Below are 15684 nucleotides of genomic sequence, written 5' to 3' on the forward strand. Positions count from 1 at the left end.
TTGCGTACACAAATGGAGGAATAAAGATGCGCATCATGGTACAGAAATTCGGAGGTACGTCTCTCTCTACCGTTCAGGCGAGAGAGCATGTGCTCCGTCATGTTAAACGTGAACTTGAAGCAGGATTGAGTCTGGTTATCGTTGTGTCAGCGATGGGCCGCCGCGGCGAGCCTTATGCTACGGATACGTTACTGGACTGGGCTGCACAGAACGGAAATGCACTATCTGCACGCGAAAAGGATTTACTGCTGTGCTGTGGTGAAATTATATCTGCGACGACTTTGAGCAGTCTGCTTGAACATGAAGGCATTCCAACTACAGTGCTGACCGGTGCACAAGCAGGTTTTGTGACGGACGACAATTTCGGGAATGCCCGAATTTTGGATGTCCGTCCTGTTCGTGTGCTGGAGCAGCTTCAGAGTGGGCGTGTTGTCATTGTCACAGGATTCCAGGGGCAGACAGAGAACGGTGACTTTACAACGCTTGGTCGTGGAGGAAGCGATACGTCAGCCACAGCACTTGGTGCAGCATTACACGCTGAGATGGTGGACATATACACGGATGTAAATGGGATATTGACAGCAGATCCACGTATCGTGGAGGACGCTCGTCCGTTGACTGTAGTGAGTTATGCCGAGATATGTAATATGGCCCATCAAGGAGCTAAAGTAATTCACCCTCGTGCAGTCGAGATTGCCATGCAATCCCAGATTCCAGTGCGTGTCCGGTCTACCTTTGCAGATAGTGAAGGGACGCTTGTTACGCATCCAGAAGGATTCCAGGATGTGCAGACAGGCATTGTCGACCGATATGTAACAGGGATTGCCTATGTAAGTAATGTTACGCAAATAACGGTAGAAGTGCCGGGCGGTGCAGATCGCTTGCAGCTGAAAGTGTTCAAAACGATGGCTGAAAATTCGATTAGCGTCGATTTTATTAATGTTACCCCCCTGGGAGTTGTCTATACCGTTTTTGATAGTGATTCCGAGAAAGCCATTCAGGTATTGCAGGAGATTGGTCTTAAACCGCAAAGTCTTTCCGGCTGTGCCAAAGTTTCCGTCATCGGCGGAGGGATCAACGGAGTGCCAGGCATTATGGCACGGATCGTGGAATCCTTGACACTGGCGGATATTCAGATCCTGCAATCTGCAGATTCCAATACAACGATTTGGGTACTTGTGAAAAAAGAAGATATGGTTCAAGCTCTGAGGGCGCTTCATGCCTCATTCGAACTTCACTTGTAGTACTTTGAAGTCAGCGGAGCCGGGCCTGTTTTGAAGGAGGAATCGAATTGGACTTTGGAAGATTGATTACAGCAATGGTCACTCCGTTTAACGAACAAGGGGAGATCCATTGGGAGGAAACTGCACGTCTAATAGACTATTTGATTGAAGATCAAAAGTCAGAGACGCTCGTTATTTCTGGAACAACTGGAGAATCTCCCACGCTTAGCGACAAAGAAAAAGTAGAGCTATTCGAATTCGCAGTAAAACATGCGGCTGGACGGTGCAAAATCATTGCTGGAACGGGTAGCAATAACACCGCTCATTCCATCCATCTGACTCAGGACGCTGAACGTGCTGGTGTAGATGGCGTTTTGCTGGTTGTTCCTTATTACAACAAACCCAGTCAAGAGGGAATGTTTAGACACTTTGAAGCGATTGCGAACGCGACGAAACTGCCAGTTATGTTGTATAACGTTCCTGGACGTACGGCAGCCAGTCTTTCAGCTGCAACAACGCTTCGTTTGGCACAGATTCCTAACATTGTTGCTACGAAGGAATGTGTTTCTTTGGAGCAAGTCACGCAGATTGCTGCTGGTGCACCGGGACATTTCAGGGTGTATTCCGGTGACGATGCTTCTGGTTTGCCAGCGATTGCTGTAGGTGCTTACGGGATCGTTAGTGTTGCCAGCCATGTGGTAGGCGCTGAGATGAAAGAAATGATTGATGCCTACTTCGGTGGTGCACCTGTACAGGCGGCTCAGATCCATCAGAAGCTCTTTCCGGTGTTTAAAGGTCTGTTCGAGTGCCCGCAGCCTTTACCGAACCCTGTAGCGGTGAAATACGCTCTCACATTGCGCGGTCTGAATGTCGGATCTGTACGCCTACCGCTTATAGCTGCAACAGAGGATGAGCAAGGTTTTATTCGTGACTTGTTTAATTATCAATAATACGTTATTAAACGGGTTTGTGAATTTTTTATAAACCCATAGAAATTGCAGAAGAACCGCTCCTCGTTGAAGAGGAGGCGGTTCTTTTTTTTGACGATGATTGTTAGGTTTCTTTTCACAACTGGAGGCAAACGTAGAGGTTCACGAGAGAGTGACTTGTTTTTTTTGTTTTTAATCATGTATAATGATGTCAAGTGACTGGGTGCGGTATTTTTTTGAAATTGAAAGCGACATCGTTTCTCGGTGTAGCTTTGTGGTGAAAAAGGAAGGAACGGCTAAGAAGGATCATTTCAAAATCCATCTTGTTGGTGAAGGGGAATAACTTCGAAGAACTTCTTCCAAATATCGTGAATAAAGGTGCTCTTTTGCATTCATCCCTATTTACGGGCATGGGTGTGATGGACTGCTTTTCTTAACTTACAATAAAATAATAAGGTACGACGTCCAACTACCATAGGAGGTTTAGATTCATTTGTCTAAGAAAAATAACAACGATAAACTGATGATTTTTGCTTTGGGCGGCGTAGGCGAGATTGGTAAAAATATGTACGTCATCCAATACGCTAACGACATTGTAGTCGTAGATGCTGGTCTTAAATTCCCGGAAGAAGATATGCTTGGAATTGACATTGTCATTCCTGACATTTCTTATCTGACTGAAAACCGTGACAAAGTAAGAGGTATTATTTTGACTCACGGACATGAGGATCATATCGGTGGTCTGCCATATGTTCTGAAACACTTGAATGTTCCCGTTTACGGAACAAAGCTTACTCTCGGACTTGTGGAAAACAAGCTGAAAGAAGCCAATTTGCTGGGTGAAACAAAACGCATCCTGATTGATGCGGATTCCGAGATCCAACTCGGCTCTGTATTGAAAGCAACGTTCTTCGCTACTAACCATAGTATTCCGGATTCCGTCGGCGTATGTGTCGAAACACCGGAAGGCGCTGTTGTTCATACAGGTGACTTCAAATTTGACCACACTCCAGTCAATGGTCAATATGCAGATCTCCAGCGTATGGCACAGATTGGAACGAATGGCGTACTCGCCCTCTTGTCCGATAGTACTAACGCAGAGAAACCTGGATTTACACCTTCGGAGAAAAATGTGGGTATCGTTCTGGAAGATATCTTCCGTAAAGCAAGCCAACGTGTTGTTGTAGCAACGTTTGCTTCCAACGTACACCGGATTCAACAGGTTATCAATGCAGCTGAAGTAACTGGACGTAAAGTCGCAGTTATTGGACGCAGTATGGTAAATGTGGTGGGTATTGCTTCTGAACTGGGTTACCTTGAGATTCCAGACGGCATGATCATTGAGCCGGAAGAAGTAGGCAAAATGGCTGCTGACCGTGTAGTAATTCTCTGCACAGGTAGCCAAGGCGAGCCAATGTCAGCATTGACACGTATGGCTCGTTCCACTCATCGTAAGGTAGATATTCTGCCTGGGGATACAGTAATTATCGCGGCAACACCAGTTCCGGGTAATGAGAAATATGTAGGCCGTACGATTGACGAACTGTTCCGTTTGGGTGCCAATGTGCACTACAGCGGTGCAAACAGTGGCGTTCACGTATCCGGTCACGGTAGCCAGGAAGAGCTCAAGCTGATGCTTAACCTGATGAAACCGAAATACTTCCTGCCGATTCACGGTGAATTCCGTATGCAGCGCCGCCACGCGGTACTGGCTGAGTCTGTAGGTATTGATCCAGACAACATTTTTATTACGGATATCGGTGAAGTGGTAGAAATTCAAAACGGAGCAGCACGCAAGGCAGGTAAAGTTACTGCAGGTAACGTGTTAATCGACGGTTTGGGTGTAGGCGATGTAGGTAACATCGTATTGCGTGACCGTAAGTTGCTGTCACAGGATGGTATTCTGGTTGTCGTGGTTACACTGAGCAAACAGGATGGCAAAATTGTATCCGGTCCGGACATTATCTCTCGTGGATTTGTCTATGTACGCGAATCGGAAGGACTGCTTGATGAAGCCAATCGCATCGTCAGCAGCACATTGCAGAAGTTGATGAGTGAGAACGTTAACGAATGGGCTTCACTCAAAACGAATGTTAAAGATGCTCTCGGACGCTTCTTGTATGAGCAAACTCGTCGTAGACCGATGATTTTGCCAATCATTATGGAAGTTTAAAATAAATCAAACAAAAACATAAATTCAGGCACACAGTCGCCCCTTCTCTACGAGTAATATTGGACGGTTCCTCGTAGAGAAGGGGCTTTTTTTGTTGTTTTCTGGCCCAACACCAGATTCTGGAGAAATTGATGGTAATGGGGTATAAGTCAGCTGGAACATTCCCCATACTAAGGAAATACATTACATGTTTCTGGAGAAGGGGATTAATCGAATGAGTGAATACATGAAAAGCAAGCAAACACCCAAATCGGAACAACCGGGCACCGAGGCACCGGAAGTGCCGGCACAAGAGGAAAAGACCATGTCTCCGGTAACGGAGGCCATTCAGCAATTTGGACAAACGCAGTCACCTGCAGCTGAATCAAACATTTTCTGCATGACCATTATCGGTCAGGTGGAAGGGCATTTAATTTTACCACCGCAAAATAAAACAACAAAGTATGAGCACATCATTCCGCAGCTGGTTGCAGCAGAACAGAACCAGCGAATTGAAGGCATTTTGATCATTTTAAACACGGTAGGAGGAGATGTGGAGGCGGGTTTGGCTATTGCCGAAATGATTGCTTCACTTAGCAAACCTACCGTTACCGTCGTCATTGGAGGAGGACACAGCATTGGGGTTCCAATCGCGGTTGCTTCAACCTATTCCCTGATCGCGGGTAGTGCAACCATGACCATTCATCCGATCCGTATGAACGGACTCGTGATAGGCGTGCCTCAGACGTTTGAATATATGGAGAAGATGCAGGAACGTGTCGTAAGATTTGTTACGTCGCACTCCAATATCTCGGAAGAAATGTTCAAGGAATTGATGTTTAAGACCGGTGAACTCAACCGCGACATTGGAACAGCTGTGGGTAGCGCAGATGCGGTCAAATACGGATTAATGGATGCCGTAGGCGGGATAGGCCAGGCCATCGCCCAGTTGAATCAGCTTATAGGAGACAAAAGACAGACACTGCAGGCAGGGGGTTACACCCAATGACACTTTACACCGTGATGCCGCCTGAACTGCTGTGGTCAGGGATGTGGAATGAGGGAGAAGACACCCGGGAGATTAAGGTGAACGGATTATTGATGCAGGTCCGACCTGTTAATGAACAAGAGGCTGTCATTGTACGTTTGCTTGAATGCCCCTTGGAAGCTTATCTGAATCCAGCCAATATGCCCGGATCGATCGTTCCGCTTTCGGGTAACCCGGGACCAACATAACGCGACGAAATAAGACAAATTGAGAAGAAAAAGAACATATGTACGGATTATATTTGTATGGTATAATATTCTTCTGGGGGTGACCTGATTTTGGCCAGAAGAAAAAAGAGGAAAAAAAAGGCCGCAGCGTTTAGTGGCGTTTTAAAATATGAAATTTACGGCATTGTGCTTATTACCCTTGCCGTCATTGCTTTGTCGGGTGAAGCAACCGTAGGACGCTCGCTTTCCAAGATGTTTGGATTAATGCTTGGCAAGTTCTATTTTGCGATTCCGCTTATCGGGATTTATTATGGCTTAATGGTGATGATTCATCGAAAATGGCCTAGTGGTTGGACAACGCGCAAGACAGGGCTTGTATTACTGGTGTTTGCCTTAACCCTGATGAGTACCGTCTCTGCCATGCACCAGAAGCTTATTCCGGTTGGAGCCCTTGAGCCTGGTGCTGTACTTACACAGATACATAATGATATGCAAACCGAGCTGCTCACGCCTGCTGCGCCAGGCGAACGGGATTCAATGCTCAATAAGGACATTAGCGGCGGTTATATTGGAGCGGCGCAATTTGCCTTGTTCTTGTGGTTGTTTGGCAGCTTGGGGGCACGATTGATTATGATCGTGATGTTCATTATCAGCTTCATGCTGGTTACCAATCTTTCTTATGTCGATTTGATTCGCATTTTCAGAACCAAAATATGGGATGCAGGAAGTGCGATGTACAAAAAGCTGGAGGCTAGACCGTCAGCACGAGCCGTTTCAAGTTCTGCGGGCAAGAAAAACGGGAATGTCCGCAAAGTGGTTCCTGTTCCAGTGAACGATGAGGAAGATGATGACGATGATCTGCAGGATCAGCAGCTACCGAAACGAAAAGCCCCGATATTTTTCCAACTCTTTGGAAAATGGGGTTCTGATCGGACGAAGAATGAGCGTGGTTTGGACGAGGATAATTCTTTAGACACGGAACATGTTGTCTACCGAGCTGAGCAGGAACCTCCAGCAGATTCATGGCATGACGAGCCAATCATCGCATCCGATGTAATGGCTTCCGCAGCAGTTCCAGTGCAATCAAGACCTAATTCGGCTCCAATCATCCGTGACTTCTTTGAACATGTCAGATCCGAGGATGCGAGTAAAGATGATGATCTGGATGATGCGTATCCTTTCCCAGATGATCTAACGGATAATATGCAGACAGATGAGCTTCCAATCAAGATTTCAGATGAACTTGTGGATAACATGGAGTGGCCTGGAGCGGCAGATGCCGGAACAGATGGGATGGATGCTGTTGAGGGTAGTTCAGACGTTGCATCTACGTTGAGCAATGCGGCTCAAGGATTGGATGCTTCGGATACGGAGGGGCAGGAAGTGCAGCCTGTTAAGCCGCCTCCACCACCTCCCAAGCCATATAAACTTCCATCGTTCAGGCTTCTTTCGAAGCCCAACAACGGAGGTAAGGGCGGCGACCAGAAGGACTATATGCAGACTGCACGCAAGCTGGAAGCAACGCTGGAAAGCTTCGGTGTTCGCGCCAAAGTACTTGAAGTCGTCAGAGGGCCTGCTGTTACACGATATGAGATCCAACCGGATATTGGTGTGAAGGTGAGCAGAATTGTAAGTCTGACAGATGATATTGCATTAGCCCTGGCGGCAAAGGATATCCGGATGGAAGCGCCAATTCCCGGCAAATCCGCTATCGGTATTGAGGTACCGAATGGAGAGGTATCGGTTGTAACGATGCGGGAGGTCATGGAGACAGCTACATTCCAGGAAGCCGAATCCAAAGTGACCATTGCATTTGGACGGGATATCTCTGGGCAGACGATTATCGGTAATCTGGCTCGTATGCCCCATTTGCTGGTGGCTGGTGCAACAGGTTCAGGTAAATCAGTATGTATCAATGGTATTATTACCAGCATCCTGTACAAAGCGAAGCCGGATGAAGTGAAGTTTCTAATGGTAGATCCCAAAATGGTCGAGCTGAACGTATATAATGGTATTCCGCATCTGATGGCACCGGTCGTAACTGATCCTAAGAGGGCTTCACTTGCTCTCAAAAAGATCGTTGTTGAGATGGAGAAAAGGTATGAGCTGTTCTCCAAATCGGGTACACGTAACGTTGAAGGCTATAATAATCTGATGAAAGACAACCCAGCGGCGGTTTTGCCTTATATTGTTGTTATCGTGGACGAGCTGGCTGACCTCATGATGGTTGCCGCGGGTGACGTGGAAGATGCGATTGCCCGATTGGCTCAGATGGCGCGTGCAGCCGGTATCCATCTGATCATTGCCACACAGCGCCCTTCTGTGGATGTCATCACTGGTGTAATCAAAGCCAACATCCCTTCCCGGATTGCCTTCGGTGTATCCTCTCAAGTGGATTCCCGAACCATTCTGGATATGGGCGGGGCCGAGAAGCTATTGGGTCGGGGAGATATGCTGTTCATGCCTATGGGAGCTTCGAAGCCGGTTCGTGTACAAGGTGCTTTCATGAGTGATGAGGAAGTTGAAAATATCGTGAATTACGTGCGTGGTCAGGGTGAAGCGCAGTATGACGAATCCCTTGTGCCTGAGGTGGATGATTCCGTTCAGGCAGCAGATGAAGTACAGGATGAGTTATATGAACAGGCGGTGCAGATTATTTTGGAGGCGAAGCAAGCCTCGGTTTCTCTGCTTCAACGCCGAATGCGAGTTGGTTATACCCGTGCAGCACGTTTGATTGACTCCATGGAAGCCCGAGGTGTGATCGGTCCTTACGAGGGTAGCAAACCACGGGAAGTACTCATCTCACTGGAGCAGTATCAACAGAATAAAATTAGCTCGTAATACACTGGCACGTGCAAATGATTAAAGCCCTCAACCTTATTGGTTGAGGGTTTTTTGCATGTCATTTGACTGAAGATTTGCCATGATGTCCAATGATCGGAGGATTTGGTGCATAGGAACGAAGTATGGTTGTCATAATAACCTTAGCGATTCTGTTAATCCCACAAGAGAAAGGTAGAGCACAGTCGATGCGAAAAATGAACATATGGCTTTTCACTGCTATTTTGCTGATGTCCGCATTGGGAATTCGTTATTTGCTTCCTGGGAATACAGCAACCGATAGTCCAAACCCAAGTTCCCCGCAGGTCGAAGAAAAGTCCTTACCCACCTTTAGCACCAATGCTGTGAAATATGGAAGTTATGGTCAGGATGTATACGAGCTTCAAGGCCGGCTGAAGTATTTGGGATTTTACAATGGTAAAATTGACAGCAATTTTGGCAGCAGTACACTGAAATCGGTCAAATGGTTTCAATCTGAATTTGGCATGAAGGTAGACGGTGTGGTCGGAGCCAAAACGAAGCTGAAGCTGTATAATGCTTCAAAACAATGGTCGCCAACAGAAACACCGCTGCACAAGGATCAAACTTCAGGAGATAGTGGCAACAATAACAATACTGCGGATAAAGAGCAGGACAATATGGGCTCAGCCAATTCCATGGGGTTGTCGGAGAACGAAATCAAAATTATGGCTAACGCTGTATATGGTGAATCTCGCGGAGAGCCGTTTGAAGGTCAAGTGGCAGTAGCCGCAGTTATCCTAAATCGCGTTAAATCGCCGAGTTTCCCGAACACCCCATCTGGAGTAATTTTCCAGCCAGGTGCGTTCACCGCCGTTGCAGACGGCCAGATTTATCTGGAACCGAATGCACAAGCTAAAAAGGCAGTTGAACAGGCGATAAATGGTTGGGACCCATCCGGTGGATGCCTCTATTATTTTAATCCGAAGACAGCTACATCCAAATGGATCTGGACACGTCCTCAGGTAAAAACAATCGGGCAGCATATATTCTGTATGTGATGATCTTGGAAGCAACCAGAAGGCGTGACTTCGGTTGCTTCTTGCCTTTTGAATGGGTTAAAATGGTTGTTACGTTTAAGCTTCACTTATTGCACGATAAATGACGCCGTAAAGGGGTTTTGACATTTGAATACATCAGGATTTGAACGAGGAAACCGGAAAGAATTCCGCATACATGTTCTTCCTACGAAACGTTTTAAGACATTTGCAATCTCACTTTACGCAGGGGTTCCCCTGCAGGAAGATACGGTAACCAAAGTAGCCTTAACACCTTTTGTGCTTCGGCGCGGGACCGAATCCTATCCGGAAACAACGCAATTTCGAGAACAGTTGGAACATTTGTATGGAGCGGGTTTTGGCTTTGATGTCTATAAACGTGGCGATTACCAGATTGTACAGTTCCGTATGGATACCATTAATGATTCCTTTGTTGGCGGGGACGAGCAGCTGTTGGATCGTTCTTTTGCTTTTCTCGGGGAGGTGCTCACACGCCCTGCACAGGAGGATGGACATTTTCGGACCTCTTATGTACAAGCTGAGCGGGAGACTGTTCGCAAAATGCTGGAGTCCATCGTCAATGACAAAATGCGTTATGCTGCGGAACGTAGTATTGAGGAGATGTGTAAAAACGAGCCGTATCGTTTGCACCCGCTTGGTGAGCGCAAGGATTTGCCCGGCATTGATCCAGATACATTGACAGCTTCGTACCAGGAATGGTTGCAGCAGGCCAGTATGGACTTGTATGTGGTGGGAGACACCACGCTGGAAGAGGTAGAGAATCTGGTGCAGCGTTATTTCAATGTTGAACGTACGATCTCTTCCGACTATCACACACAGAAAGCTATTCGTGGAGATAAAGAAGTGGAAACCGTTGTAGAACGGCTTAATGTGAATCAAGGTAAGCTCAATATGGGACTTCGCACGTCAATTACTTATGGTGACCCGCAGTATGCAGCAGCATTGATGTATAACGGCATTCTCGGAGGATATCCGCATTCCAAACTGTTCGTTAATGTTCGTGAAAAAGAAAGCCTGGCGTACTATGCCTCTTCCCGTTATGACGGACATAAGGGTATTGCAACGATTCAATCCGGGATTGAAATCCCCAATTATGAAAAAGCCGTCAGGATTATCAAGCAGCAGCTGGATGAAATGAAGAATGGAAATATCACTGACCTGGAGATGTCTCAGACCAAGGCGATGATCCGTAATCTGCTCAAGGAAATGCAGGATTCTGCATTTGAGCTGATTGCTTATGATTTCAATCGACAGTTATCCGGCAAAGAGCGGACCGCCGAGGAACTGCTGACCCAGGTAGAGCAGATCAGCAAAGAAAATGTTCGTGAGGCGGCAGAGAAATTCCGTCTGGATACGATTTATTTCTTGCGTGATGAGAAGGGGGAATAGTCGGTGGAGAGCATAACATACGATCGTTTGCAGGAAACGCTGTATTACGAAGTGATGGATAACGGGCTGCATGTTTATATTTTGCCTAAACCGGGTTTCCAGAAAACATATGCCACGTTTGCTACCAAATACGGTTCGGTCGACAATCATTTTAAGGTTGAAGGACAGGAGGAAGTGAAGGTTCCGGACGGAATTGCTCATTTTCTGGAACACAAAATGTTTGAAGAACCAACAGGTGATATTTTTGCCACATTTGCTTCTCATGGTGCTTCTGCCAATGCCTTTACCAGTTTTGACCAGACGGTTTATTTGTTTTCGGCGACGGAACATGTCAATGAAAATATACAAACATTAGTTGATTTTGTGCAAAATCCTTACTTCACCGATCAGAATGTAGAAAAGGAAAAAGGGATCATCGCACAGGAAATTAATATGTATGCGGATAATCCGGATTGGCGTGTTTATTTTGGCCTGATCGAGGCGATGTATCAGAAACATCCTGTGCATATTGATATCGCCGGAACCGTTGAATCCATTGGCACCATAACCAAAGAAACGTTGTACACGTGCTACAACTCTTTTTATCATCCAAGCAATATGCTTCTGTTTGTTGTGGGTGGAGTAGATCCGCAGGAAGTGATCGATATGGTTCGTTCGAACCAGGCGAAGAAAAATTACAAGCCTCAAGGGCAAATTGAGCGAATATTTGAACCGGAACCTAAGCAAGTGGGAGAAGCCAGACGTGAATCCAAATTGGCCGTTTCCCTGCCCAAATGTTTGTTTGGTTTTAAGGAAACCGATGTGGGACTCACTGGAGAAGACCTGCTGCGCCGGGATATGACAACCAAACTAATGATGGATCTATTGTTTGGTTCCAGTACTCCGCTATTTCAAAAATTGTATGATGAAGACCTGATTTCGGACAGCTTTGGGCATGAATATAACAGTTCGACGCAATATGCTTTTTCGGCTATTGGCGGGGACACCAAAGACCCGGATCAACTGCTTGCCCGCATCCGTGAAGAAGTCGATGCTATTGTGGAAAAAGGATTTGATGCAACCGACTTTGAGCGCGCACGCAAAAAGAAAATAGGTGGATATTTGCGCATGCTCAATTCACCAGAAAACATTGCAAATGAATTTACGCGGCAGCAATTCCGTGGTGGTGATTTTTTCAACATGCTCCCGTTGTATGAATCGCTTACACTGGAAGAGGTAAACCGCAGATTGAAAGAGCATATTCGTTGGGATCAACTGTCGATATCGCTTGTCGTGAGTCCTTAATATGGAGAGGGGAACAGGACAATTGAAGCCAATTGGAGAAATGACGGTACTTGTAACAGGCGCGAGCGGAGGCATTGGAGCAGCTATCGCAGAGCGTTTTGCCAAGGTGGGCATGAATGTAGTGATTCACTATATGAAATCGCATGAAGCAGCTAATGAAGCGGCGAGAAGGTGCATGGAACAGGGCAGTGGTAAAGTCATGACGGTGTCTGCCGATCTTCGCAGCCGGGAACAAATTGAACGTATGCGCGAAAAGCTGGAATCACACGGGCTGATGCCGGATATTCTGGTGAATAATGCAGGGATATCTCATTATGGAATGCTGTCCGATGTTACGGAAGAAATCTGGGATGAAGTGATGGCAATTAACCTGAAAGGCACGTTCTTGTGTACACAGGAAATGATGCCTCACATGATCTCCCAAAGATACGGTCGAATCATAAATGTGTCATCTATCTGGGGATTGTCGGGTGCCTCTTGTGAGGTGTTGTATTCTACTACCAAAGGCGGTGTAAATGCATTCACCAAAGCTCTTGCCAAAGAATTGGCTCCATCTGGCGTAACGGTGAATGCTGTAGCTCCGGGTGCGGTTCAAACATCCATGCTGAACCATCTGGATCAGGATGAACTAAAAATGCTGGAAGAGGAAATTCCGGCAGGAAGACTTGCCCAACCAGATGAAATCTCATCACTGGTCTACTTCCTTGCCCTTCCCGAGTCTGGCTACATTAATGGGCAGATTATAAGTCCAAATGGTGGCTGGCTCACGTAATATATGGGGTGTGAATTTAATTTTGTTTTCACTTCGAGGTAGTATCCTGATGGAAATATATGATTCGAAGATGATCTTCGATTAATTCCAAAAAGCTCGTATATAAAATGTCCGGGAAGCACATATTACAACTGTTGATTTTAAATCTCATGCGTCAGCTAAGGAGGATTTATCATGTCAACAGAAAAAACGGTGCTCACGAGTTTCGACACTTGGAAGAAGTTTTTGGGTGACCGAGTACAGCAAGCAGAGAAGATGGGGATGAATGAAGAAACCATCAACAAACTTGCGTATGAAATCGGCGACTTCCTGGATGAGAAAGTAGATCCGGCGAACCCTTCCAACCGGGCATTGAAAGAACTATGGGAAGTCGGCGACGAGGATGAACGTCGTACGATTGCGTGCCTGATGGTCAAATTGGCCAAACAAAACGCATAAGATTAACGATGGAAAGCTCCCGCAAGGGGGCTTTTCTCTAATGATTACACATTGATTACAGACCTGTTCTTGTAATTCATTTTCATTTTATATATCATTAACGTGACCCATTTTTAGAAGATATCTCAGATTGTCGTCCAATGGACGCGTTCTGTTACTGTCGAATAATGTGGAATAATGCTTTACGGGGTGTTTAAATGGAATCTAAACAATGGTATATGGAGTATAAAATACATAAGAACAGACCTGGCCTTTTAGGGGATATCGCCTCTATGCTGGGGATGCTTGAAGTAAATATATTGACCATCAACGGTGTTGAAGGCAAAACCCGGGGGATGCTGCTGGAATCGGATGATGACGAGAAGATTCGTCTGCTGGGTGAAATGCTTGGCAAAGTGAACAGCATAACTGTGTCTGCTTTGCGTCAACCGAAACTGGTCGATATTTTGGCTGTACGGCATGGTCGCTATATTGATCGTGATTCGGATGATCGCAAGACATTTCGTTTTACGCGGGACGAACTTGGGTTACTTGTGGACTTTTTGGGTGAAGTATTTAAGAGGGAAGGCAATCAAGTCATTGGTTTGCGTGGAATGCCGCGTGTAGGCAAAACGGAATCCATTATTGCAGGCAGCGTATGTGCAATGAAGCGCTGGACGTTTGTTTCCTCCACACTTCTTCGTCAAACCATAAGAAGCCAGATGTCCGAGGACGAATTGAATCCAAACAATGTGTTTATCATTGACGGAATTGTCAGTACGATTCGTTCAAGCGAACGTCATTATAATCTGTTACAGGACATCATGACGATGCCAAGCACCAAGGTTATTGAACATCCGGATATTTTTGTGCAGGAGTCGGAATATGATTTTAATGATTTTGACATTATTATTGAACTGCGCAACAATCCGAATGAAGAAATTATTTATGATACGTTTACGGCCAGCTACACCGACGAACTGTAACGCTCCGTACGGGATCATGAAATAGATAAGCAACAACCATAGAGATAAACATAAGGAGGAGATGGCATGTCTGAACTGGGTCAGCAGTTAAGAGAGGCCCGGCTGCAAAAAGGGATGAGTCTTGACGATGTACAGGAAATGACTAAAATTCGCAAGAGGTATTTGGAGGCAATAGAGGCAGGAGACTACAAAGTGCTGCCTGGCAGCTTCTATGTGCGTGCATTTATCAAAACCTATGCGGAAACGGTGGGACTAAATCCTGATGAGCTGCTGGAGGGACATAAGAAAGATGTACCTGCAGAAGAAACGGAAGCAACCATGGAGCCGGTTATTCAAAAGCGTTCAAACCGCCCGGTAGAGCGCAGTAACCGCTGGATGTCTGTTGCGCTGATGTGGACTTTTCCGGTATTAATTCTTGTGCTGTTGTACGTGTATGTAGTGATGAACAAGGATGATTCGGATACACAAGGGCTGGATCAGACCAAGATCACAGACAGCCAGCAGCTGCCTCAAGATAAACCGGATGAGCCTACAGATAATGGTCAAGCTTCTAATCCGCCAGCTAATGAATCAGGTAGCGGAGAAACGAATGAAGGCGAGGCTGGCGGTAACGGCGGCGGAACGGCAGAGGGACAGACTGACGGACAAACGGATGGCCAAACGACGGGCGAAAATGAAGAGAACCCAACAGAAAGTCCCCCAGCTTCTGTAACTGTGGCTGAAGACGGAAAATCAGGCAATATCACGAACTTTAAAGTGAACGGCAGCGCAGGGCAGCCTGTGACGGTTACGATTAAAGCAACGGGGCATAGCTGGCTGGAAGTATACAAGGGCGAGAACTCTAGTGGAGAGAAGTTGGAGTACGGCAACACCGCTGATGGAGACAGTTATACTTTTGAATTGGACAGTGCAGGAATGTACATTAAGTCCGGTTACGCTGCAGCGACCACAATTGAGGTTGCAGGGCAGGTTGTGACAGACGGGAAAGCGACAAACCGCATTCGGTTAAGGCTTGGTGAGGATACATCCTCAATAGGTAACGATAGCACTACGTCGAATGAAACAGGAAGCACTACCGAAGGAAGCACCAACACTAGCGGCGAATAACCAAAGTTTCTACAGGAGACACTAACCATGTCTTAACTTGCAGTTAACTTTTGGTGAAGTGAGGTGGATGGCTGTGACAGTCAGCTGGATCGTAACAGGTTTGGGGATCATTGTCAGCCTCCTGGGTTATTACTTGACTCCAACTGCCTGGGGTTACGGAATTTTGGGCTTTGGACTTGCACATGTGCTTCTGGGTGTGCTTGACATGTTCAGACAGCCTAATCGCAGCCGTTATTAGAAGGGCGCCGTACGGCGAGCATTTTTGGCAACCATTTCAAGTGGCAGCCAAAAATGCTTTTTTATTTTGAAAAACCTCATAAAATTAGACTTTT

At 46.3% G+C, this 15684-nt stretch carries 14 protein-coding genes; all 14 read left to right on the forward strand.

Annotated elements, in window-relative coordinates:
* The first annotated feature begins 26 nt into the window (after nt 1-26).
* On the forward strand, nt 27-1244 hold the full coding sequence (gene dapG / locus MKY42_RS12265; RefSeq protein WP_063566369.1) for an aspartate kinase: 1218 nt from the start codon (nt 27-29) through the stop codon (nt 1242-1244).
* A gap of 47 nt (nt 1245-1291) precedes the next feature.
* Nucleotides 1292-2173 (forward strand): 4-hydroxy-tetrahydrodipicolinate synthase, encoded by an 882-nt coding sequence (gene dapA, locus MKY42_RS12270; RefSeq protein ID WP_339851323.1) that lies wholly within the window; start codon nt 1292-1294, stop codon nt 2171-2173.
* 472 nt (nt 2174-2645) lie between these two features.
* Nucleotides 2646-4325, forward strand: a complete 1680-nt coding sequence (locus tag MKY42_RS12275) for a ribonuclease J (protein WP_090896050.1) — start codon at nt 2646-2648, stop codon at nt 4323-4325.
* A gap of 226 nt (nt 4326-4551) precedes the next feature.
* The gene (locus tag MKY42_RS12280; protein ID WP_090902147.1) at nt 4552-5313 is read left to right on the forward strand and encodes an ATP-dependent Clp protease proteolytic subunit; all 762 of its coding nucleotides are present in this window, start codon (nt 4552-4554) and stop codon (nt 5311-5313) included.
* Nucleotides 5310-5540 (forward strand): YlzJ-like family protein, encoded by a 231-nt coding sequence (locus tag MKY42_RS12285; RefSeq protein WP_090896053.1) that lies wholly within the window; start codon nt 5310-5312, stop codon nt 5538-5540. Before MKY42_RS12280 ends, MKY42_RS12285 begins: the two co-directional genes overlap by 4 nt.
* Nucleotides 5541-5630: 90 nt before the next feature.
* Nucleotides 5631-8360: a DNA translocase FtsK gene (locus MKY42_RS12290; protein WP_179265153.1), complete on the forward strand. Its 2730-nt coding sequence runs from the start codon at nt 5631-5633 to the stop codon at nt 8358-8360.
* A gap of 188 nt (nt 8361-8548) precedes the next feature.
* A complete protein-coding gene (gene sleB / locus MKY42_RS12295; RefSeq protein ID WP_090896062.1) occupies nt 8549-9379 on the forward strand; it encodes a spore cortex-lytic enzyme in 831 nt (276 codons plus the stop codon).
* Between the two features lie 126 nt (nt 9380-9505).
* A complete protein-coding gene (locus MKY42_RS12300; RefSeq protein WP_090896065.1) occupies nt 9506-10786 on the forward strand; it encodes a pitrilysin family protein in 1281 nt (426 codons plus the stop codon).
* 3 nt (nt 10787-10789) lie between these two features.
* Complete coding sequence (locus MKY42_RS12305) at nt 10790-12070, forward strand: pitrilysin family protein (RefSeq protein ID WP_090896069.1); 1281 nt, start codon at nt 10790-10792, stop codon at nt 12068-12070.
* Nucleotide 12071: 1 nt separating this feature from the next.
* Complete coding sequence (locus tag MKY42_RS12310; protein ID WP_076289541.1) at nt 12072-12842, forward strand: SDR family oxidoreductase; 771 nt, start codon at nt 12072-12074, stop codon at nt 12840-12842.
* Between the two features lie 174 nt (nt 12843-13016).
* On the forward strand, nt 13017-13280 hold the full coding sequence (locus tag MKY42_RS12315; RefSeq protein ID WP_063566361.1) for a DUF3243 domain-containing protein: 264 nt from the start codon (nt 13017-13019) through the stop codon (nt 13278-13280).
* 197 nt (nt 13281-13477) lie between these two features.
* Nucleotides 13478-14245 (forward strand): DUF3388 domain-containing protein, encoded by a 768-nt coding sequence (locus tag MKY42_RS12320; RefSeq protein ID WP_024630282.1) that lies wholly within the window; start codon nt 13478-13480, stop codon nt 14243-14245.
* 66 nt (nt 14246-14311) lie between these two features.
* Nucleotides 14312-15352, forward strand: a complete 1041-nt coding sequence (locus tag MKY42_RS12325; protein ID WP_090896079.1) for a RodZ family helix-turn-helix domain-containing protein — start codon at nt 14312-14314, stop codon at nt 15350-15352.
* A gap of 67 nt (nt 15353-15419) precedes the next feature.
* Nucleotides 15420-15590, forward strand: coding sequence for a hypothetical protein (locus MKY42_RS12330; protein WP_157258470.1), 171 nt, complete (start codon nt 15420-15422; stop codon nt 15588-15590).
* The last annotated feature ends 94 nt before the right edge of the window (nt 15591-15684 follow it).

The sequence above is a fragment of the Paenibacillus sp. FSL W7-1088 genome (genome assembly GCF_037969855.1).
Lineage (GTDB): Bacteria > Bacillota > Bacilli > Paenibacillales > Paenibacillaceae > Paenibacillus.